Annotated in this window: 15 protein-coding genes and 1 pseudogene; 5 read left to right on the plus strand and 11 right to left on the minus strand. The window is 70.8% G+C overall.

The window, feature by feature from the left end; all coding sequences use genetic code 11:
• The 4 genes and pseudogenes from JFB92_RS17270 to JFB92_RS17285 all read right to left on the minus strand — a co-directional run.
• Window positions 1–567: PLP-dependent transferase (locus tag JFB92_RS17270; RefSeq protein ID WP_199041677.1), on the minus strand; the 567-nt coding region annotated here is incomplete at its 3' end.
• 56 nt (window positions 568–623) lie between these two features.
• Window positions 624–860: pseudogene (locus JFB92_RS17275) on the minus strand (ZIP family zinc transporter); the annotation flags it as partial.
• A 417-nt stretch (window positions 861–1,277) separates the two neighbouring features.
• Window positions 1,278–2,519: a plasmid pRiA4b ORF-3 family protein gene (locus JFB92_RS17280; RefSeq protein WP_199041683.1), complete on the minus strand. Its 1,242-nt coding sequence runs from the start codon at window positions 2,517–2,519 to the stop codon at window positions 1,278–1,280.
• Between the two features lie 32 nt (window positions 2,520–2,551).
• Window positions 2,552–3,883 carry a DUF2786 domain-containing protein gene (locus JFB92_RS17285; RefSeq protein WP_199041686.1) on the minus strand — a complete coding sequence of 444 codons (1,332 nt, stop codon included), beginning with the start codon at window positions 3,881–3,883 and terminating at the stop codon, window positions 2,552–2,554.
• A gap of 335 nt (window positions 3,884–4,218) precedes the next feature.
• On the opposite strand from JFB92_RS17285, the gene JFB92_RS17290 reads away from it, so the two are divergent.
• Genes JFB92_RS17290 through JFB92_RS17305 form a run of 4 tightly spaced genes read left to right on the plus strand, consistent with a single transcriptional unit; the run spans window position 4,219 to window position 12,260 of the window.
• Entirely contained in the window at window positions 4,219–5,757 is a 1,539-nt protein-coding gene (locus JFB92_RS17290) for a TIGR02677 family protein (RefSeq protein ID WP_199041689.1), read from the plus strand.
• Complete coding sequence (locus JFB92_RS17295; RefSeq protein WP_199041692.1) at window positions 5,754–7,061, plus strand: DUF2398 family protein; 1,308 nt, start codon at window positions 5,754–5,756, stop codon at window positions 7,059–7,061. Before JFB92_RS17290 ends, JFB92_RS17295 begins: the two co-directional genes overlap by 4 nt.
• Entirely contained in the window at window positions 7,058–11,095 is a 4,038-nt protein-coding gene (locus tag JFB92_RS17300) for a TIGR02680 family protein (RefSeq protein WP_199041694.1), read from the plus strand. Before JFB92_RS17295 ends, JFB92_RS17300 begins: the two co-directional genes overlap by 4 nt.
• The gene (locus JFB92_RS17305) at window positions 11,085–12,260 is read left to right on the plus strand and encodes a TIGR02679 family protein (RefSeq protein ID WP_199041697.1); all 1,176 of its coding nucleotides are present in this window, start codon (window positions 11,085–11,087) and stop codon (window positions 12,258–12,260) included. Before JFB92_RS17300 ends, JFB92_RS17305 begins: the two co-directional genes overlap by 11 nt.
• A gap of 111 nt (window positions 12,261–12,371) precedes the next feature.
• Here JFB92_RS17305 and JFB92_RS17310 read toward each other — a convergent pair whose 3' ends face one another.
• From JFB92_RS17310 to JFB92_RS17320, 3 genes are all read right to left on the minus strand, one after another.
• Window positions 12,372–12,956 (minus strand): hypothetical protein, encoded by a 585-nt coding sequence (locus tag JFB92_RS17310; RefSeq protein ID WP_199041700.1) that lies wholly within the window; start codon window positions 12,954–12,956, stop codon window positions 12,372–12,374.
• A 169-nt stretch (window positions 12,957–13,125) separates the two neighbouring features.
• On the minus strand, window positions 13,126–14,151 hold the full coding sequence (locus tag JFB92_RS17315; RefSeq protein ID WP_199041704.1) for a lytic polysaccharide monooxygenase auxiliary activity family 9 protein: 1,026 nt from the start codon (window positions 14,149–14,151) through the stop codon (window positions 13,126–13,128).
• A 121-nt stretch (window positions 14,152–14,272) separates the two neighbouring features.
• Window positions 14,273–14,800 carry a hypothetical protein gene (locus JFB92_RS17320; protein ID WP_199041708.1) on the minus strand — a complete coding sequence of 176 codons (528 nt, stop codon included), beginning with the start codon at window positions 14,798–14,800 and terminating at the stop codon, window positions 14,273–14,275.
• 120 nt (window positions 14,801–14,920) lie between these two features.
• Between JFB92_RS17320 and JFB92_RS17325 the strand changes: the two genes are divergently transcribed.
• Window positions 14,921–15,547, plus strand: coding sequence for a TetR/AcrR family transcriptional regulator (locus JFB92_RS17325; RefSeq protein WP_199041711.1), 627 nt, complete (start codon window positions 14,921–14,923; stop codon window positions 15,545–15,547).
• A gap of 56 nt (window positions 15,548–15,603) precedes the next feature.
• Here the strand turns inward: JFB92_RS17325 and JFB92_RS17330 are convergent, their stop codons facing one another.
• From JFB92_RS17330 to JFB92_RS17345, 4 genes are all read right to left on the minus strand, one after another.
• Window positions 15,604–16,380, minus strand: coding sequence for a class I SAM-dependent methyltransferase (locus tag JFB92_RS17330; protein ID WP_199041714.1), 777 nt, complete (start codon window positions 16,378–16,380; stop codon window positions 15,604–15,606).
• Between the two features lie 78 nt (window positions 16,381–16,458).
• Window positions 16,459–16,638, minus strand: coding sequence for a 50S ribosomal protein L32 (gene rpmF / locus JFB92_RS17335; protein ID WP_199041717.1), 180 nt, complete (start codon window positions 16,636–16,638; stop codon window positions 16,459–16,461).
• 131 nt (window positions 16,639–16,769) lie between these two features.
• Window positions 16,770–17,348 (minus strand): NlpC/P60 family protein, encoded by a 579-nt coding sequence (locus tag JFB92_RS17340; RefSeq protein WP_199041720.1) that lies wholly within the window; start codon window positions 17,346–17,348, stop codon window positions 16,770–16,772.
• A 175-nt stretch (window positions 17,349–17,523) separates the two neighbouring features.
• A complete protein-coding gene (locus JFB92_RS17345; protein ID WP_199041723.1) occupies window positions 17,524–20,922 on the minus strand; it encodes a tetratricopeptide repeat protein in 3,399 nt (1,132 codons plus the stop codon).
• Window positions 20,923–20,934 lie beyond the last annotated feature (12 nt).

Genomic DNA, 20,934 nt, shown 5'->3' on the forward strand with positions numbered 1-20,934 from the left:
TCCGGCTTCGTGCGGCCGGAAGTTCACCGGGGTGGGGAAGGTGTTGTCGATGATCGAGGTCAGGCCGTTGTTCCCGGCGAACCGGGCGATGCCGGCGAGGTCGCCGATCCTGATGAGCGGGTTGGAGACCGACTCGGTGTAGACGGCGACTGTCTCGGGCCGGAGCGCGGCCTCCCAGGCGTCGGGGTCGTCGGCGTCGACGAAGTCGACCTTCCACCCGACGCGCGGGGCATGCTCGGTGACGAGCAGATGCGTGCCCCCGTAGACGCTCCCCGCGACGATGAGGTGGTCGCCGGAGCTCAGCACGCTGTGCAGCGCCGCGGAGATCGCGGCCATCCCCGAAGCCGTGGCGAGCGCGGCCTCGGCGCCTTCGAGCGCGGCGAGCTTGCCATGGAGGTAGGTCTGCGTGGGGGTGTTGGAGTACCGCAGGTAGTCGACCCCGCCCTCCGGGGGCGTCTCGTAGACGGTCCCCTGGAAGATCGGATAGACCACCGAGCCTTCGAGCGGCGGCCGAGGCTCGCCGCCGTGGACGGCCAGGGTCTCGAACCGGGGATGCGAGTCGCTCATCCCCCAAGGCTACGGTCCCGCGTTCAGGTCGTCGACCCATTGACCCCCTGGCGGTATCACAGCTGGGAGAGGCCGAAGGCGGACACGAACCCGACGACGGTGATCAGGCCGATGAGCAGGTGCGCGTCCTCGAACGCCTCGGGGATCATGGTGTCGGCGATCATGGCGAGGATCGCCCCGGCCGCGAAGGCGGTGATCGCCGCGACCGTACCCCCCGAGGCGTCACCGAGCACGCTGTAGCCGATCGTCGCGGCCAGTCCGGTGATGATCGCGATCGCGCTCCGCAGACCGAATCCCATGGAGTCCTCGGGCGGGGCGATGCGCCGCCCGCCGGTGCAGCGCGGGTAGGCGTCGCCCGGTGCCGGGCTTCGGTTCGGCCAGCGCCGAGTCGATCATCTGGAGCACGACCGGTTCGGACTCCCCGTCCAGCAGGAGCGGACCCATGACGGAGAATCCGCCCGCTTCCGCCTCATGCGGGGTGGGCCAGGTGGAGAACTCCTCGCACGCGGTGAGGACCTCCTCGAGCAGCATTGCGGCCACGGCCGCGGGGTCTGGTTGCGATAGCTTGTGCCGACGATGGCGTCGTTTCATCGAGCCCACGCGACCATTGTCCAGCGGCCGAGGGAAGGCGATCTATCCGCCCTCAGCCGCGAGCGCGCCGGCCCGCTCGATCCCGGCGGCGACTTGCCGGCGCAGAGGCGGCCCGCTGCTCACAGTGCCCTGAGGCGCTTGTTGGCCAGGTCCCGGTCGAAGTCGGCCGGGTCGAATTCGGTGGCGCGTTCGAGGCCGAGCCAGTCGAGCAGCTCGGCCTGCTCGGGCCCCGCCGAGCCGGTGAGGGCCGCTTTGAGGTGGGAGTAACCCGGCGGGCCGCCGCAGTCTTCGGGCGGGCACGCGCCCGCGCCGTCGGCGCAGTACGGGTAGGCGCGGTCGGCCTCGGCGGTCGTCTCCAATTCGAGGCTGACACGGTGCCTCCAGTCGTCTCCAAAGTCGTAGGTGTAGGCGAGGTCGGCTCCGGGCGTGAGGGCCTCGCCTACGGTCGTCTTCGTTTCGTCGGCGCTGTCCTCGTCGGCCTCGGGGCCGTAGCGGGTGCCGTCGGCGGTGGTGAAGTCGTGCAGGTGCGCGTTCTTCCAGCCCATGGCCGCCTGGATCGCCGAGTGGAGCTGTCCGAGCGTCGCGGCGGGTGCGATGTCGATGCGGCGCCACGGGGTCGGGTCGTCGACGTCGAGCAGTTCGACGCGGAGGCGGAGCACCGGGTCGCCCGGTTCGGGCTCGCCGCGCCTGCGCGCCAGGTCGGTGCGGCCCAGCGAGGTGAGGTTGACGTTGTCGCCCCTGACGATGACGGTCCCGAGCTGGGCCAGGCGATCCATCACGATCCGCACGTCCGCCGCCGTGGACTTCCTGAGGGTGGCCATCTGGCGCGGGCTGCGGTCGGACAATCTCCAGCGCGGGGCGAGGGTGTCCCAGACCGCTTCGGCGATCTTGTGGATCGAGAGCACGCCGGGGTGGATGTAGAGGATGCCGACGATGGTGTCGAAACCGAGGTCGTAGTCGATCTCGAGCAGGCTCTCGGCCCGCCATCCGTAGTCGGGCGAGACGGCGAAATTGCTCGACGCGAGGCCGCGGAACAGCGCGCGGCGCAGCCCTTCGGGGTCGTCGAGCGTCTTCGCGTGCTTCTTGACCGGCACCAGCCGGTGCTTGACCACTCGGACCAGGGCCGCCGCCTTCGCCCACTCGGCCAGTTCGGTGAGGCCGCGCAGCTCGGCGCTGGACTTGGTCTTCTCCACTCTTCCGAACATGACCGGGTCGACCTCGTCGCCGGTCTCCAGCAGCTCCACCAGCTCGCGGGCGTCGGCGAGCCCGATGCGGTCGGTCTGCGTGAGCCTGCGCCCCTCACCGAGCCAGGACACCAGATCCCGGATCTGCCCCAGCAGGCCTTTCGGCCGTCGCGTCATCGATCGTCTCCTCTGCTCCTGGTCGGCGGGCCTCAGGCGCCGTCGAGGGCCTCGGCTCCCTGGAGTCTGGCACGGTCGGCCGCTGCCCGGCCGGCGACGTGGCCCTCGTAGTCGCTGATGCGCGTGGCGGCCCGCATCGTCAGGTTCGGGAACAGCTCCTCGATCTTGGCGTCCACGGCCTCGCGCCGCAACCGCATCACCGGCACCAGGTCGGTCCCGGTCTCGTCGGCCACTTCGCGGGCGGTCTGGTCGGCGGACTCGGCCAGCCGCTCGCCGATCCGCGCCGCGAACGAGGCCAGGAACGACTGCCGGAACGACCGCGTCCGCGACCGTCCGGAGCCGTCCCGCTTCGACCCCGCCCGAGTCATCGCGGACGTCGCCTGCACCAGCAGCGAGTTGTACAGCAACTCCACCGAGCGCAGGTTCGTGGCCCCGCCGACCACGGTCGCGAAGCCGGCCGTCAGCGAGTACACCGACCGGCATCCGTTGGCGTCGGCCACCACGTGCAGCAGCTCGGACTTCGGCTTCTCGTAGGGCTTCTCGATGTAGATCCGCACGGCCGCGGTCTCCAGCGCGGCGTCCGGGGACTCCGCCAGGAGGGCTTCGTTGATCGAATGCCTGGCGATGAGCTGCTGGGCCTTGGCGGTGAATGCCTCGGCCTCGGCGTCGGAGTCGGTTGCCTCGGCCTTGGCCAGCAGTGCCCGGATTTTTTCGTACGCTTTGGACGATTCTGCGCCGCCGCCCCGGACCGAGCCCGAACGGCTGCCGGGGCGCGGCTGCACCAGCGGGATCGGCTGGAAGTCGGCGATGGTGCCGAGCGCCTCCAAGAGCGCGGCCGAAGCCGTGACCCGGACGGGGCCTTCGAGATCAGCGAGGGCCTCGGCAGCGCATGCCGACGGCGAGCGTTCGGCCAGCGCCTCCCGCTGCGCGCTCCACTGGTCGCTCAGCTGCGCCTCCGCGTAGCGCCGCAGTTCGGAGCGCATGAGCGTCGCGGCGGCGGTCTTCACGGCGGCACGGGCCGACTCCTTGGCCAGCAGGCTCAGCACGTCCATGGGCATCCATCCGCGGTCCCATGCCTGCCCGACCGCTTCGGCGGCCAGCGAGTCGATCGCGGCGGCCACCGCCTCGGGCCAGTGGGCGGACGGCGCCTGGCGGTACAGCAGCCGCGCCGACTCCTCCCAGGCGGGGGCGTCGCACTGGCCGCAAGCGCAGGTATCGGCGACGGTCTGGAGCAGTGCGAAACGGGCCTGGACCACCAGTTCCTCCCAGGTGGAGCGGCTCTGGCCTGTTGCTCGTTCCCTGGACCGGTGCTTGAGTTTCTCCCGTGACTTGGCCTTGCGTCGCTGCCGGTTGTTCCGTCCCATGCCGCACCTCCTGGATCGTTCTACCCGGTCCAACGGCCGAAGCCGAGCCGGGTGACGGCCGCCGACCGGTGAAGGACGCTACCGGGGTCTCTCGGACGGCGTTCGCGGGGTGCGGAGTAGGCGGAGGCCCGGTCCGGCGAACCCGGAGGCCGAAAAGGCGGCAACACAGCGGCCGAACATGCGTCGTGATACCTGCGAGGGAAACCGTGTCCTCCCGAACCGGCGACCGGATCGCACCATCGGCGCCCCGGCTGCGGCCGGGGCGGCCGTCGTTCGCGCTGATACCGTAGTTGAGGTTCGCTTTCATTCTGTGACCGGAAGACTTCGATGCCGCTGTGACCGACACCGGGGACCACGCGTTCGGGCTGAACGCGGTCGGACTCGACGACCGCATGCGGCTGTTCGGCTTCATCACCTCTCCTGAACGGCACGACTACCTGTGGGTACTGCGCGCCATCGACCTCGCCCGGGCGAACTACCAGGTGGTGCTGTCGACCGAGGCGGTCGCCCAGGCGCTCGACGCGCTCGCCGAGCGCGGTGGCGACTGCCCCCGAAGTGGTGAGGTGGACCTGGCCGCCCGGCTCGACGCGCTCGACGACTGGGGCGTGCTCGACCGCACCCAGGACGCGGCCAGGGCCGCCACGCTCGCCGAATACCGGCGCCGCCACTCGGTCTACCAGTTCACCGAGGCCGGACACCGGGCCTTCACCGCCGTGGAGTCGGTGCTGGGCGCGAAGATGGAGGAGACCTCCCTGTCGCGCACGGTGTTCGCGGACCTGCTGGAGGACCTGAAGGAGTTGGCCTCGGCCAATCGAGGCGGCGACGGCGAGACGGTCCTGCGGCGGTTCCGCCGCATAGACGCGTCGCTGAACGACGTCACCGAGCAGGCCGCCCGGTTCTACGCCATGCTCGGGGACCTGACCCGCACCACCGAAGTCGACGCGGCGATCTTCCAGACCCACAAGGACGCGCTCATCAACCACCTGCGGGACTTCCACGGCGAGCTCCAGCGGTACTCGCCGCTGCTGCGCGAGGCGGCCGCCGCGGTCGAGGAGACGGGGGTCGATCGGCTGGTGGAGACCGCGGCCGAGCACGACGACCGGCCGTTCGCGACCCTCACCGACCGATTGGCGGACTGGCGGCGGCGCTGGGAGGGGGTCAAGGCGTGGCTGGCCCCGCCCTCGGCCGAGCTCGGGTCCGAAGTAGACCGGCTCTCGCACGCCACGTTCAACGCCATCTCCGACATCACCGGGATGGTGCGGCAGCTCGCCGACGCCCGGCGGGGCGGCGTCAGCCGCGAGTCGCAACTGCGGCACCTCGCCGCGTGGTTCGTGAACGCGCCTTCCATGGAGGCCGCGCACGCGCTGTTCGACGTGGTGTTCGACCTGGGCGGGCCCCTGCACGTCAATCGCCCCTATGAGGAGCCCGAGATTCACGCCACCTCGGCGTCGTGGTGGGACACCGACGCGGTCGAGCTGTCGAAGACACTGCTGGAGAAGGGCCGCCGCACCGGCGGCCGCGACACGCGCGGCGCGAAGGTCAGGCGCGACGAAGCGACTCGGCTTCGGCTTCATGAGCGGCAGATCGAGGATGTGCGCAAGGACCGCGAGTCGGCGCTGTCGATGGCCGATCAGGCGCGCGACGGGTTCGCCGGCGCGGTTCTGGACGAGCGCCAACTGGGTCTGCTGCTGGACCTGATCGACAGGGCCGTGTCCGAGCGGCGGGGCCCCCTGCGCCACACCGTCTCGGCCGTCTCCAACGGCATCCGCCTGTCGCTCACGCCCGCCGACGGCGACACCGTGGTGTCCTCCAAGAGCGGCACGCTGCGCCTCGCGGGCCTGGCGCTCGCGGTCGAGCGGGTGAAGTCACGATGAGCCGCTACGCGCGCGAGATTTCGGACTACCAGCTGTCCGACTACCAGCAGGCGGTCCGAGCGCTGCTGAAGACGCCGTTCGTCACCGCCTCGTTCCCTGACCGGGGGACCATCGGCCGCGTCCGGCAGTTCTCCGAGACGCTCGCGCGCGACCTGCGGGACGCCTTCGGCTACCAGCTCGTCCTCCGGGGCGACACGGCGCGGCTCCTGCGCGTCAAGGACCGCCTCGACGCCGCCCAGCCCGCGCGCACCCGGACCGGCCGCCCGTTCGACCGCCGCCGGTACGCCTACCTGTCGCTGATCACGGCGGTGCTGGCGCGCTGCGGCGCGCAGACGACCGTGAAGGAACTCGCCGCACTGCTCAAGGCGGACGCCAACCGCATCGCCGCACTCGGCTTCGACGAGGTCGACTACCAGCACCGACGCGCCTTCGTCGACGCCGTCGGGTGGTTGGAGGAGCGCTCGGTGATCCACGCGGCCGACGGCTCCTCCGAGGCGTGGGCGTCGGACCCCGACGACCAGGACGCGCTCTACGACGTGGACCGCGACGCCCTGTTCGCGCTGTGGCGCTCCCGCGTCATGCTCCAGTCGGTGACCGGCGTTGACGAGCTGCTCGGGGAGCGCGTGGCCTCCGAGTCCGATTCGGTGCTCAAGGAACGGGCCGGCCAGGCCGCTCGCAGAGCCGTGGCCGAGCGGCCGGTCGCCTACTACGCCGAGCACCCCGAACAGGTCGTCAACCACCTGCGCGGCAGTGTGATCGCCGACGACCTGCAGCGACTGACGGGCCTGGTGTTCGAGCGCCGCCGGGAGGGCGTGCTGCTGGTCGACACGGCCCGGGTGAGCGTGGAGGCGTTTCCGCGCGAAGGGGCCTTGGCGAACGCCGCCCTGCTGCTGCTGGTCGCCTGCTGCGACCTGGTCGTCGATCCGGACGCGGAGAGCGGTGAGGTGGAACTGTCGGCCGCGACCGGTGGACGGTTGGGGCGCGAGATCGACCAAGCCGTACCGGCCGGCACCGGGTTCGACGCCGACGCGGCGGCCGCCTCGCCCGATGCTCCGGATTCGGTGACCGCTGCGCGACCGTTCCTGCCCGACACGGCCGTGCATGACGAGTTTGGCGACATCCTGAACCGGTACGCGCGGAACTTCGGGCGCGACCACCACGAGGCACCGATGCGCCTGCTGCGCGACGCGCTGGACCTGCTCGAGCGGTTCCGGTTGGTCCGCCGTGTCGAAGGCGGGATAGCGCTGGAGCCGCTGGCGGGCCGCTACCGCAACACCGTCTTCCGCGAGGAGCAGCGCGAATGACCGAATCACGCTTCGTCCCGACCCGGGCCGGGATCATCGGGCTGTGGGACTACGCCGACGAGGAGTTCGTGTTCGCCGACGGCTGGCTGGTGCTGCGCGGCCCCAACGGCTCGGGCAAGACCAAGGCGCTGGAGCTGCTGTTCCCGTTCCTGCTGGACGGCAACATCTCCCCCAGGCGGCTCAATCCGTTCGCCTCTCAGGACCGCACGATGAAGTCCAATCTGCTGTTCGGCGGCAAGGAGAACGGGCTCGGCTACGCGTGGATGGAGTTCTCCGACGGCACTCGGCACGTCACGATCGGGATCGGCCTGCGCGTCAACAAGCACCAGGACAGACCGAAGCGCTGGCATTTCGTCGTCGAGGGGCGCGTCGGCGTCGACTTCGGGCTCATCGCTCCGGACGACCGGGTCTGCAACCGCAAGGAGATGATCGCCCAGCTTCCCGAAGGCGCGGTGGTCGACGACCAGCGCGAATACCGCAACCGTGTCAACGCGGCGCTGTTCGGCCTGGAGCCGGAGCGGTACGAGCAGATGCTCGAGCTGATCCTGACGCTGCGCCGCCCGCAGCTGGCGAAGGAGCTCAACCCCGAGACGCTCTCTGACACCCTGGGCGAGGGACTCCGGCCGATCGACGACAGGCTCATCGTCGACGCCGCCAAGTCGTTCGAGGACATGGAGGCGGTCGCGAAGGCGCTCGGGAGCCTGCGCGCCGCTGACGAGCAGGTCAGCGACTTCCTGACTCGGTACACCACCTATGTCAGGGCGCACGCGAAGCTGGCGGTGGAAGGCGTCGACGGGCGCCTTGCCGCCGTCGAGGCGGCACTCGAGGCGGAGGCCGATGCCGAACGGGTCGCGAAAGCGGCCGCCGAAGAGCTGGAACGGCTGTCCGGGGTGGCCGAAAGCGCAGCCGAGCACCTCAGCGAACTCGAAGGCTCACTCCAGGGGCTCAGGGACTCCGACGCGTACCGGGACCGTCTCGAACTCGAGGAGCTGCGCCGCTCCGCGGCCTCGGCCGAGACGCAGGCGCAAGTCCTCGCGGAGGAGGCCCGCACGCGAGCCGAAGAGCTCGAGGAGGCCAGAGAGGAGGCCGGCGAGCTCGCCGAGCAGGCCGAGACGGCCGCCACCGCGGTGGAACTCCAATCTGCCAAGACCGCGGGTTTCGCCGAGCGGGGCGGCATCGACTGGACCTTCACCGATGACACCGAACGGCTGCGCCGCGGTGCCACCGCGGCATGCGAGCAGCGCGGAAACGACATCCGCAACGTGACCGAGGCCGGGGAGGCCCTCGATGCCGCCGCGGTGCAGCGCGAGACGGCCGAGAAGCGTGCCGAGACCGCCGAGTCGAATCTCGAAGCGGCCGCCGCGGAACTCGCGGCGGCCAACCGAGCGGTCGACACCGAACGCGAATCGCTCGAACGGGCACTGGAGGAGTGGGCCCGGGAGTACCGCGACGCGCTCAAGACCGATCTCCGCGGAGAAGCACTCGCTTGGGCCGCCGAAGCCGATGCCGAGACCGCGGCCCACTTGCGTGAGCGGGCGACCGAGCGCACTCAGGCCGCACGGAGCGCGATCGGACGGAGAACGCACGGCCTCCAGTCGCAACTCGACGGAGTCCGAAGCGCGATCGACGCGAAACAGAGCGAATGGGAGCGGATCCGGGGCGAACACGACGACGCCCCCGATGCCCCGACCTGGCGCGACCGGGGCCGCGGCGAACGGGCCGGCGCCCCATTGTGGAAGCGGGTGCGGTTCAAGGGCACCGTGCGGGAGCGGGAAGCCGCGTCCATAGAGGCCGCGCTCGAAGCGGCCGGGATCCTCGACGCCTGGATCGGTGACCTCGACGACGCGTCCGATCAGACGCTTCGACCGCTCCCGAACGGGTCACGGCCGACCGGGACGGCACTGGCGGACTTCCTCGAATGCGAGGACGACGCCGACTCGGCCGCCGTGCGACCGATCTTGGCCTCGATCGCCGTTCGGCATCCTTCGGACGATGACGGCGCCGCGTATTCGATCGTCGACCTGGACGGGCGCTTCGCCCACGGCGCGGTCATCGGACGCGTCAGGAAGACGGCCCCGGAGTTCATCGGCGCCACCGCCCGCCGGCGCAGGCGCGAACGCCGCATGCGGGAACTCGAAACGGAGATCGAAGCACTGCGCGGCGAAGCCGGTGAGCTCCAGGACGCCGTCACCGAGTGCGAATCGGAGCTGCGGGCGCTGGACGAAGCCCTCCGCGCCATGCCCCGTGCCGTCGACCTGGTCCGGACGTTCAACAACGTCGCCGGACGGGAACTGGTCCGCGCCGAGCGAAAGGGAGATCTCGATTCGGCCGCGGCGGCGCTGGAGCAGGCGATCGCACGGCAGCACGGGGCGGCGCAGCGGCTCCAGGAGACCGAGCGGCGTCACGAGCTTCCGCGCGGGGATCTCGAATCCGTCCGCCGAGCGGTCGCGGACTTCGAGGGATCGGTGCGGGACCTGCTGTTCGCGACGCAGACGCGGTCCGGCGTCCAAGAGAGGCTGGGACAGCAGCAGACGCGGGTCGCCCACCTCGTCCCGAGCGTGGCGTCCATGGACACCAAAGCCAAAGAGGCACAAGTCGAGCATCGGCGGCTGCGGTCGCGGCTGTATTCGATCGAGCAGAGCCTCGACGCCGACGCCGCCACGGTATTCGAGCAGATCGCCGAGCTCGATGGCCGGATCAAGCAGGCGAAGCGGGAGGTCCAGGAAGCCGAGCGGCGTCGCGAGGACGCGTCGCGGGCCGAGAGCCGTGCCATTGCCGAAGCCGAGGCGGCCGGCGGCCGCACCGTGGACGCCGTGAGCGAGGCGCGAGCGGCGAGCTTCGCGCTTCGGCCGTTCTGCGACGACGACCTGCTCGGCATCCTCGGCAGCCCGACCGGGCACCGCTGGCCCGGGACCGACACGGCCCCCGGGCAGACGGTGCTTCCGGAGGCCGTCGCCGCGCTGCTCGCCGACCTCCGTTCGGCCACATCCGACGTGCAGGCCACCGAGAACAGCGCCAAGGCCGCCACCACCATCGTCACCACCCGCCTGCAGGAGATCATGGCCCAGCTTCCGGCGACCGGGCTCGACCACCACCTCCGCTGGGACAACTCCAGCGGCATCACCACGGTCGAGGTCGACACCGACGAAGGCCGACAGGCGATCGGCCGCTACGGGCACTGGCTGCACGAGCAGCGCGAGGAGCAGGAACTGCTGCTCACCGAGAAGGAGCAGCACGTCCTCGAGGACGCCCTGCTGACATCGCTGACCGGCCAGATACACCAGCGCGTCATCGAATCGCGGGACCTGGTCGAGCAGATGGACCTGGCGATGCGCGAGCGCCGGACCTCCTCCGGGCTGCGGCTCGGCGTCTCGTGGCTGCTCAAGGACTTCGACCCGGCCGAGCGGGAGCTGTTCAGCCTGTTCAACGCCGCCCCCGCGAAGCTGTCGACGATGATGCCGCAGATCCGCAAGTACTTCGCCGATCGGATCAAGCAGGAACGCGCTCGCCGCGGGCCCGAGACGACCTACCGCGACCTGCTCGCGGAGATCCTCGACTACCGCAAGTGGCGCAAGTTCGAGTTCACGCTCCTGCGTGCCGACGGGCAACGGCAGCGGCTGACCAAACGGGTCCACTCGCAGTTGTCCGGCGGCGAGCAGTCGGTGGCGCTGCATCTGCCGCTGTTCGCGGCCGCGAACGCCGTGTTCGGTTCGGCGGCCGAGCACGCGCCGCGCATGGTCGGGCTCGACGAGGCGTTCGCCGGAGTCGATGAGAAGGGGCGCGGCGAGCTGATGAGCCTGGCCTCCGAGTTCGACCTCCAGATGATCATGACCGGCTTCGACCTGTGGGCGACCTTCCCGGAGGTGGCCGGGGCGGCGCACTATTCCATGAGCCATGACGGGACGACCGCGACGGTCTCGGCGATGCTGATGGTGTGGAACGGCGCCGAGGACACCGAAGCCCACGACTACGACGGTTCGCTGGCCGCGGCACTCGGATCGCCCGGGACGAGGATGGCGCCGAGTGGGGATTGAGCCCGGTCCCCAGTGGCGCCGGCTGCTCAAGGCGGCCGCGGCGGCGATGGAGCGCGAGGCGGCCAGCTTCTCCCTCAGCGATCCCGACACGGCCGAACGGCACCTGATCATCGGTATCACCGGCAGGCACCGACGCGCCGCGCAGCGGCGGCTGCGCCTGAGCATCGCGGAACTGGAAGCGCATGTCGCGGCTCAGTTCGGCGTCGACCTGAAGGAACTGATCCTCACCGAACTCGGCATCGAGGTCGGAGCCGCGCGGCGTCGGCGCCTCGAACGGGATGCGGGCGTGGGGCGGCTCCTCGCCGAGGCCCGGCGCTCTTCGCTGTCGGGAGCGGCATGGTTCGGCTCCTGGCTGGAGGCGCTGCGATCGAACGGGGCGCTCGCCGAACTCGCCCGCGACGGCGAAAGCCTCGCACCGGTCATCCGCGCCTTGGAGGCGCTGCCGGTCGACGACGTGCCCATGCCCGTGCTCGCCGAGCGGATGCTCGGCGACACCAAGGCGCTCGCCTCCGGCCGCTCGCGCGGCCTGCTGTTGCGGGCGCTGTCGGCCTGGCGCGGCATCGAATACCCGGAGGGCTCCGAGGCCGAGCGGGAGCTGCTGGAGTGGGCGGGGATCGTCTCCGACGACATCGCCAGCCAGGTGCTGGTCCTCAACCTGCCGATCACCGGCGGCGTCGTCGGCGAGTGGATGCGCTCGGCGCGCGGCGTCCCGTTCCGGATCACGCTCCAGCAGCTTCGCCTCGAACCGTTCTCCGTGGCCGCTTCGACGGTTCGGGTCGTGGAGAATCCGTCGATCCTGCGCGCCGCCGCGGACGCCTTGGGCCCGGACTGCCCTCCGCTGGTGTGCACCGAAGGGGTGCCCTCCGCGGCGGTGTACCGGCTCTTGGAGGCCGCGACCGGTGCCCGGCTGCTGTGGAGGGCCGACTTCGATTGGGCCGGCCTCCGCATCGTCGAGCGCGGACTCGACCGGTTTCCGGGCGCCGAACCGTGGCGCATGTCGTCCGCCGACTTCGAGTCGGGCGTCAAGGGGATCGGACTGCGCGGCAAACGGATCAAGGCTTCCTGGGACGAGAGCCTGAGCGCGCTCATGGAGGCCGAGGGGCGAGCGGTGATGGAGGAGAGCCTCCTCGAAGAACTGCTCGAAGACCTGCGACTCGGCACGTAGCGATCGCGGCCGCGCGATGGTCGACCGACGCGCCCCCTGCTCGATGGTCAGGCAGGGGGTTCGGTGTCTCGTGTCGTAGTCGGGCTGGTCGCACGAGGCCGGTGTCGGATGCTACTCCGCGGGACCGCCGCCCGGCGTCCGGTCGTCTCGGGTCCAGGTTTCGTGGACGGCGATGAATGCCGTTGAGCTGGTTCGGTGGTCGTCGGACGTCACCTCGGGGCCTCCTTCGACCGGCTCGCCGTCCAGTTCGATCCGGGCCTCGGCGCAGAAGGTGAGGAGGTTGGTGAGCGTCCAGCCCGGCTCGCCGAGCGGGAAGTCTCGCACGTGGGCGGGGCGGGTGCCCACCGGGTCGCCGATCGAGGCCGCGATCCGCCCGTGGCCGGTGGCGACGGCTTCCACTCGGGCCCGCGTCGGTTCGATGAGCCATTCGGTGAAGCGGCATTCGACCGGGTCCGCGATCGGCGGAAGCCCCTCGAACTCGGGGAAATGCCGTGTGAAGGTCTCGCCCAGCCAGCGGCCGAGGCTCTGATCGGAGGTGACCAGGCGCACGGCCGGGTCGCCTTCGGCCCAGGCCACCACGGCGCGGCCGCTGCCGCGGGCGCTCCAGGCCACGTCCCAGATCGACACGATCGCGTTGCGGCGGCCGTCCTTCACGAGCGTCGCCATCGGATTCGATCCGATCAACTCGACGGTCATAATTCGCTCCCGGTGTCGGTGGCGGATCATCGCGGGCGCCGTCCGGTCGGACGGCGCGTTCGCTGTCGCATCGTTCCACGATCCGCGATCGCCCGGCTCCGCGGGGCCGCGGGAGCGAGAAGCGGTCCCGGCCCGCCAGGGCCGGGACCGTCCGGTGCCGATTCGGTCGTCAGCCGATGGTGCAGGTCAGGTCCGGGGCGGCGTTCGAGCCGCCGTAGGTGGCGTTGAACCCGAAGGTGGTGGACTGCCCGGAGGCGAGCGTGTCGTTGTAGCTCGCGCCGGTCGCGGTGACCGACGAGCCCGACTGGTCCAGTGCGCTCGACCAGCTGTTGGTGATCTGCTGGTCGCCCGGCCACGTCCAGTTCACCTCCCACGATCCGGAGCCTCCGGTGCTGGCGACCTCGACCTCGGCGGTGAAGCCCGAGCCCCAGTCGTTGGCGACGGTGTAGGTGGCGGTGCACTCGCCGTCGGCCGGCGGGTCATCGGGGGTGGTCGGCGGGTCGTCCGGGGTCGTGGGCGGGTCGTCGGGCTGGTCGCCGCCGAACCAGACGTCCGAGCAGGAGTAGAAGGTCTGGTCGAAGTGGCTGGCCTGCCAGATCACGTAGACCACGTGGTGCCCGGTGCGCCCGGGCGCGCTCACGGGGATGTCGACGGCTTCGCCGGGCTGGTAGACGCCGGTCTCGACGACGCGTTCGAGATCGCCCCAGTCGAGCGCGTCGGTGGTGGCGTCGTAGCCCTGCCGGGTGACGTACACCCAGTAGTAGTCGGCGCCGTGCGTCGCCTGGTCCTCGTAGTGGAGGGTGAAGTCGTTGTCGAGCGAGGTGGTGTGCCAGTTCCCCGGCTCGTCGAGGGAGGCGTAGTCGGCGTTGCCGCCGGAGCAGAGCTGGCCGTCGGGGATGAGCTGCTCGTGCTGCCCGGCCATGCCCTCGCGGAGCAGGCTCATCCAGCTCCACATGGTGTTGGGGTTGGCCTGGAATGCCTGGTAGCACATGGGGTCCTCGGTGGCCATGTCCGGATTCATGTGGTCGCCGCCCCAGCGATCCCAGCAGCTGTACTGGCGGGCGGGCGGGGAGGTCGCCGTCCCGTGCGCCGAGGCGGTCTGGGCGGTGAAGAACAGCGCCGAGGCGCCTGCCATGACCACAGCCGCGAAGGCGATGATGAGGCTTCTGAAGCGTCTTCTTCTCGATTTGAGCATGGTAGCGCTCCCATTCAAACGATAACATTGACTTCTGTCAATATAACCGGCCCGCCGGGAAAAGTAAATACACGCCGAAACCAGCGCAGGAGCGACTACCAGCCGCGGGTTTCGGCGGCCTTCAAGACGATCCGGCTGCGCGCGGCATCGACCGGGCGCGGACGATCTCGCCGACGAGGAGCGGCACGAGGAAGAAAGAGGCGAGCACGCTGCCGAACGCGACCCAGGCCAGCAGCGCCACTCCGGGTTCGGCGATGGGGGCGGCCCGGCCGGACACCCAGACCAGGCCCACCGCAAGGCTCGCGGCCGCGCAGAGGACCGCGGCGAGCCGGTGCCCGGCACGCGCCGCGAGCCCGAAGACGGCGACCATCGGCGGCAGGAACATGCCCAGCTCGTGGTCGAGCAGCGCGAAGACGAGGTAGGACGCGGTCGCGGCGGCTGCGGCCGTGAGCGGGAATCGCCCGAAGATCGCCAGCGCCGCGCAGCCGAGGACCACGGTGACGAATGTGAAAGCGTCCGCGGAGCGGGTAGGGCCCCAGCCGTCGACCGGTGCGAACGGCTCCCCGGTCGTGCTGCCGATGGTCGCGCCGAGCTCGACGAGCAGCACGATCAGCGCGACCGCGGTCCAGATGAGCGTGCGTCGGGTCATGGTCGGGCCTGCGGCACTGGTGATGTCGTTGCCGGCGAGCTCAGAGTGAGGGGCCTTCAGGGGCGGCATGGTGCTCCGAACATTGGTTAGTGAGTATTTACTAACCACTAGGATGCCAGTATGCCGACACATGCGTCAACCCCCGGACCGCGCGGCGTCGCGCCGTCGACCCGCGACCGCATTCTGGACGCGGCGGCGGCGATCATGCGCCGTGACGGGCTCGTGCGCGCCACCACCAAGGAGATCGCGCGCGAGGCCGGATGCTCGGAGGCCCTGCTCTACAAGCACTTCCCCGACAAGCGGGACATCTTCGTGCGGGTGCTGACCGAGCGCTCGCCTCGTCTGGATGCGGCGCGCGAACTGCCCGGCACCGGAACGGTCACAGGCAACCTCGAACGCCTCGTCGCGGACCTGCTGGCGTTCTACGAGCAGGGCTTCCCGATCGCCGCGTCCCTATTCAGCAGCACTGAGCTGCTGGCGGCGCACCGGGAAGCGATGGCGGTCCGCGGCGCGGGTCCGCACGGCCCCTCACGCCTCCTCGCCCACTATCTCGGCCAGGAAGTGCGGCTCGGGCGGCTGCCAGATCTCGACACCGACGCCATCGCACGCCTGCTCACCGGCGCCGCGCTGCACGAAGCGTTCCTGTCCGCCTACGCCGGTGAACCGATACCTGAGCCCAGTGCGTTCGCTCGTCGCCTTGTATCCGCACTCGACCTCCCTCGGATTGAAGGCGCCGAATCACGTTGAATGAAGCCGCCGAAGCCAGATCGGATCGTCGCTCTACCGGCAACTCCGTGTCGGGTTCAGCGGCGGTGGGCGACCGTTTCCAGGTAGTCGACCGGTAGCACGAAACGGCCGTTCTCGTCGCGGCCGTGGGTCGTGAACAGGTCGGTCAGGTCCGATACGAGTTCGCCCCAGCGGCCGGTCGGTTCTACCGCCGATCGGATCATGATCCAGGCCGGGTTGCCGTCGGTGATGTCCATGACCGCCTCATCGCGGGAGGGCCAGATCGTCTTGACCGTCCGCACCGTGAATTCGAGGCGGACCGGCAGGCCCGAGAAGATCTGCTCGACGCCGGTCTCTCGGGTCCACCGTTCGACCGGTGAGGATCCGCCGCCCTCGAGGTAGCGGGAGGCGAGCGGCGCCATCTGCCCGAACGCCGACTCGGGTGTCCAGGCCAGCACCGCGATCCGGCCGCCGGGGCGGCACAGGCGGACCAGTTCGGCCGCCATCGCCTCGGGATCGGGCGCGAACATGCAGCCGAACGCCGAGGCGACCACGTCGAAGGAGGCGTCCTCGAACGGCGTTTCCGTCATGTCCGACGCGACCCAGTCGACCGCAGCGTCGGCGGCCTCGGCGCGTCGCCGGGCGAGATCGAGCAGGGCCGGGGCCGCGTCGAGGCCGGTGGCGTCCGCGCCAGACTTCGCGGCTGCGATGGCCAGCGCCCCGGGACCGCACGCCAGGTCGACTATCGAGTCGCCCTGGGAGACGTGGTCGGCCACCAGCCGGACGCTCGCTTCGGCCCAGCGGTCGCCTGCGGAGGCGTAGTCGCCGAGGCTCCACATTTCACCCGGTTCCATCGCCCCTCCGAACCCCTTCCGCTCCTGTGCAGACGCTACCGGACCCGCGGCGCGGCGTCCGCTCGGTCGACCGGCCGGTCACTCGACCTCTCTCACTTGGCGGCCCTTGTACTGGCCGCAGTGAACGCACAGCTGATGCGGTCGGACCTGCTCCTTGCGCGGGCAGGGGCACGGTTGCAGCGACGGCGCCGCGCCCTTCCACTGCGAGCGTCGGTGCCGGGTGTTCGAGCGCGAAAGGCGCCGTTTCGGAACTGCCATTATGTTATGATAATGACTATCGTTTTCAATAATTGCGGCGCCGCTCCCCCATGAGAGGCGCCCCACACCACTGCCGACGCGCGGCGCCGCCGGAGGGTCCGCGAGGGAGCTCCGGCGGCGGCCCCGGCCGGTCAGCCGTTCACGATGTTCTTGTACCGGCGGGGAACGTAGTTCTGCTGCTTGAGGGTGAGGGTGCGGACCCTTATGTGCCGCATGTCCAGCGCGGGGTTGGCCAGATCGTAGATCCAGATGTGGTGATCGCCGTCCCACTTCTCGAACAGCATCACGTGGTTGTCGTAGGAGTTGACGATGTCGCCCTTCTTGAGGGCGCTCCAAGTGATCTGCCTGGCGATGTTGGGGAGCGTGCGCGTGCTGAGTCCGGGAGCCTTGATGTGCCAGCACATCGAAATGAAGCCGGAGCAGTCCTTGCGGTAGTAGTGGTTCTTCTCCCGGTCGGAGGCCGTGGCCCCCATGTCGTACTGGATGTTGCGGTTGTACCAGTTCCTCGCCCGGAGCATCACCGCCGAGCGCTTGATCTTGCCTCTGTACGCGGCCTCGGCGGGGCTGGCGACGATCAGGGACGGTACGGCCACGGCCGGGGCGACCGCCGCCGCCCGCAGCAGCCAGCGCCGCGACAGGTTCGGTTGCCCGTCCTCATCGGTCTCTTCGACTTCTTCGGCCGGTTCGGCCGGTTCGTGGTGGAGGACCATGCTCGACTCCTTGACTCGAGTGCATTGTGGAACTCTTGGCCGTTCGCCGCGGTTCGCGGCGAACGGCCGATTCACCGATGCTAGGGATCGGCGCTCTAGCGAACCTGGCACCGAAACCCGTACCCGGCCCGTACCCGCCGCCGAATCCGCAGGGTCCTGGGGACTCACGCCGTGATCAGGCTGCGAACTCCCGCTGGAGCCGCTCGGCCAGGCGGTCCATTCCCGAGGCGCGGTACAGGTCGGCCGCCGCCTTCGCGGTCGCTGCGGCCGACGCGGGATCGACGTCCGCCTCGCATCGGGCCCGGACCGCGAGCGCCTCGGCTTCGAGGACGCTGAAGCGGCGCTCGCGGGCGGCGTTCGCCGCCCGCTCCGCGTGCTCGCGCGCACCGGCGGCCTCCCCCAGCTTCAGCAGTGAGGCGGCCGATCCGACGGTCGCGCGCGTGACGAAGAACGGGTACTGGGCGGCCATTTCGATGACCTGACCGAACGTGTCCTGGGCCGCCGCGATGTCACCGGTGCACAGTCGCGCTTCGCCCAAGGAGGTCAGCAGAGCGGCCTGCCCGCGGCGGTCCTGCACGATCGTCGCCAGGTCGAATCCCTGCTCAGCGGCGCTGACCGCGTCGTCCCCGCACCCACGCTGCGCGTGAAGCATGCTCAGCTCGTCCAACGCCGCCATCTCGCCGTGCATGTCGGCGGCGCGGCGGTGGCCCTCCAGGGCCGCGCACAGATGCTCCTCGGCGGCTTCCTCGTCGCCGAGCTGCCGGAGCACCATCCCGAGATTCGAGCGATTGGACAGCAGGGACTTCTGCCGCCGGGTCTTCTGATTGATCCGGAGCGCGGCGGTGAAGTACTCGACCGCCTCCTTCAGTCGCCCTTGGTCGGCGCACATGGCGCCCAGGCCGTTGAGGGTCACCGCGCGCACGTGCCCCAGCTCGTCGTCGTCGAGTTCGAGGGCGTGCCTGAAGGACCGCTCGGCCTCTTCCAGCCGCCCCTGCTCGGACAGGACGAGGCCTATGTTGTGCCGCAGATAGGCCGAGGCCCGGTGCCACCCGCCGGCGTCCGCGAGCCGGGCGCCCTCGGTGTAGTCCTCGAGGGCCTCCTGATGGCGGCCGAGGCTCCACTTCGCCTGTCCGCGGCTCATGAGCATCGCCGCCACTGCGGACGGCTCGCCCTCGGTCCTGGCAGCGCGCAGGCCCGCGGCCGCCGACCGCAGCCACCGGTCGGACTGCCGGTGGAGGAAGAAGTACCCGCGCAACTGGTCGGCGATCCTCCAGGCGAGACCGCTGTGGACGGTGGTGTCAATGGCTTCGAGGAGCGCGACCAGCGCGGGCGCCTCCGTGTCCAGCCAGTCCAGCGCCGCCTCCTGGGTTTCGAACACGGCTTCGCGGTCGTCGCAGGTGCTCCACCTGACCAGCTGCGGGTACACCCATTCCATGGCCGCGGTCACGGTGCGCAGGCACCACTGGTAGTACCGGTCGCGATCCGCCTCGTACCGCTCGGGGGCGTCCTCGTCGAGCAGGCGGGCGGCGTACAGGCCGAGCAGGTCGTGATAGCGGAAGCGGTCGGCCGTGTACTGCAGGAGCATGTTGGTGTCGAGCAGTTCGTCGAGGATCAGGTCGGCGTCGGCGGGGTCGACGCCGAGCATCGCGGCCACGGCGTCCAATCCGAAGTCGTCCCCCGGATGCAGTGCGCAGAGCCGGAAGGCGCGCTGCGCGGTCTCGCTGAGGTCCTGGTAGCTGAGGTGGAAGCTGGCGAGGACGCTGGAGGTGCCCGCCGTCAGCTCGCTGAGTCGGCGGCCCTCGTCGCGGAGCCTCCCGGCCAAGTCGGCCGCGGTCCAGGCCCGCCTTCCGGCCAGCCGGGCTCCCGCTATGCGCAGTGCCAGCGGCAGGTGCCCGCAGGCCGCGGCCAACTGCCTCGCGGCCCGCGGTTCGGCCGCGATCCGCTGTTCGCCGGCGGTCGCGGCGAGCAGGTCGAGCGCGTCCGCGAACGGCAGCGTGGGGAGGTCGATCACGGTCGCGCCGACCAGGTCGTTCAGGCGCCTGCGCCCGGTGACGAGCACGGCGCATGCACCGGGGCCCGGCAGCAGGGGCGCCACCTGCCCGGCGTCTCGGGCGTTGTCGAGGACGACCAGCATGCGACGTCCGGCGAGCTCGCCGCGCAGCAGCGCGGCGGCCTCGGCCTCGTCGGCGCCGATCCTCCCGCCGGGGACGCCGAGCGCCCGCAGGAACCGCCCGAGCACCTCCATGGGTGTCAACGGCGCGCCGGTCACACCGTGGAGGTCGGTGTAGAGCTGGCCGTCCGGATAGCGGTCGCGCAGCCGCGAGGCGGCCTGCAGGGCCAGCGCGGTCTTGCCGACTCCGGCGGGCCCGTTGACGGCGACGATCTGCGCGGGCGTCTCGGATCCGGTCCGCGGCCGGTCGGTCCCGAGCGCCTCGAGGACCTGATGCAGTTCCCGTTCGCGCCCGACGAAGTCGGGCGGCGGCGACGGAGTCTGCCGGACGGGGGTCTGGCGTCCGTCCCCTTCGGGCTCGGGGTCGGAACGCTCCCGCAGCGCGCCGCGGTGAGCTCGGCGGAGGCGCTCGCCCGGTTCGATGCCGAGCTGGTCGGCCAGGGCCACGCTCACTCTCGCGAAGGCGGCGAGCGCCTCGGCCCGGCGTCCGCTCGCCGCGAGGGTCATGACCAGCTCGGCGTGCAGCGGTTCGTGCAGTTCCAACCGGACGGCGAGTTCTCGCAGGCGCGGCAGCACCTGCTCGCAGTCGCCGAGGTCCCTCGCGGTGGCGGCCCAGGCGCCGAGCATCGCCGCGTACTCCTCGGTCACGGCGACCATCAGCGGATCGCCCCGTAGGGCGTCCACATCGGTCTCTCCGCGCCAGAGCCGCGCAGCCGCCTCGAAGCGGCGCAGCCTCTGGTGCGGATCGCTCGCTTCGGCGCCTCGGGAGGCCAGGTCGCGGAACTGGGCCAGGTCCAGGCGGTCCGGTGCGACCGAGAGGCGGTATCCGCCGGCCTCGGTGACCAGGACCCGCTCCGAGTCCGGGTCGGGCTGCAGCAGCCGCCGCAGGCGTCCGATGTAGGTGTGCAGGAGGTTCGCGGCCGATGCCGGTGGCTTCTCTCCCCACAGCAGATCCATCAGCTGGTCCCGCCCCACGACTTCGCCCGCCGTGAGCGCGAGTCGCAGGAGGATGGCGTTCTGCTTCGGGGAGTTCAGCGGCACCGGGACGCCGTCGCGCCAGACGGTGAGCGGGCCCAGGACCCCCAGCGTCGTTCCCTTCCGGGCCGCAGTGGAGGGTTCGACCGGAGCCGCGGCCACCGGTCCGCTCGCCCCGAAGACGGCGCGGAACAGGCGGGCCACGTCCTGGTCGGGCAGTTCCAGGGCCGCCGCGAGCCCGCGGACCGACTCGCGCCGAGGGCGGCGGCTGCGCCCCTGCTCCATGTCGCGGATCGCGGCCAGGCTGACGTCCGACCGCTCGGCGAGGTCCCGCTGCGTCAGCCCGGCCCGCTCGCGGTACTCCTTCAGCACCGCGCCGAATTCGGGCTCCGGCTCCCGCTCACCGGCGGTCGCAGGTCCCTTCCGCATTCCCGACGGGTT

Origin of the sequence: Glycomyces salinus (assembly GCF_016428645.1) — a bacterium.
Classification (GTDB): domain Bacteria; phylum Actinomycetota; class Actinomycetes; order Mycobacteriales; family Micromonosporaceae; genus Glycomyces; species Glycomyces salinus.

What these genes read in the sequence shown, in the direction of transcription:
- JFB92_RS17325 (WP_199041711.1), top strand. Translation starts at nt 14,921, where the DNA reads ATGCCGACACATGCGTCAACCCCCGGACCGCGCGGCGTCGCGCCGTCG.
- JFB92_RS17295 (WP_199041692.1), top strand. Translation starts at nt 5,754, where the DNA reads ATGAGCCGCTACGCGCGCGAGATTTCGGACTACCAGCTGTCCGACTAC.
- JFB92_RS17315 (WP_199041704.1), bottom strand. Translation starts at nt 14,151, where the DNA reads ATGCTCAAATCGAGAAGAAGACGCTTCAGAAGCCTCATCATCGCCTTC.
- JFB92_RS17330 (WP_199041714.1), bottom strand. Translation starts at nt 16,380, where the DNA reads ATGGAACCGGGTGAAATGTGGAGCCTCGGCGACTACGCCTCCGCAGGC.
- JFB92_RS17300 (WP_199041694.1), top strand. Translation starts at nt 7,058, where the DNA reads ATGACCGAATCACGCTTCGTCCCGACCCGGGCCGGGATCATCGGGCTG.
- rpmF (WP_199041717.1), bottom strand. Translation starts at nt 16,638, where the DNA reads ATGGCAGTTCCGAAACGGCGCCTTTCGCGCTCGAACACCCGGCACCGA.
- JFB92_RS17310 (WP_199041700.1), bottom strand. Translation starts at nt 12,956, where the DNA reads ATGACCGTCGAGTTGATCGGATCGAATCCGATGGCGACGCTCGTGAAG.
- JFB92_RS17340 (WP_199041720.1), bottom strand. Translation starts at nt 17,348, where the DNA reads ATGGTCCTCCACCACGAACCGGCCGAACCGGCCGAAGAAGTCGAAGAG.
- JFB92_RS17280 (WP_199041683.1), bottom strand. Translation starts at nt 2,519, where the DNA reads ATGACGCGACGGCCGAAAGGCCTGCTGGGGCAGATCCGGGATCTGGTG.
- JFB92_RS17320 (WP_199041708.1), bottom strand. Translation starts at nt 14,800, where the DNA reads ATGACCCGACGCACGCTCATCTGGACCGCGGTCGCGCTGATCGTGCTG.
- JFB92_RS17285 (WP_199041686.1), bottom strand. Translation starts at nt 3,883, where the DNA reads ATGGGACGGAACAACCGGCAGCGACGCAAGGCCAAGTCACGGGAGAAA.
- JFB92_RS17345 (WP_199041723.1), bottom strand. Translation starts at nt 20,922, where the DNA reads ATGCGGAAGGGACCTGCGACCGCCGGTGAGCGGGAGCCGGAGCCCGAA.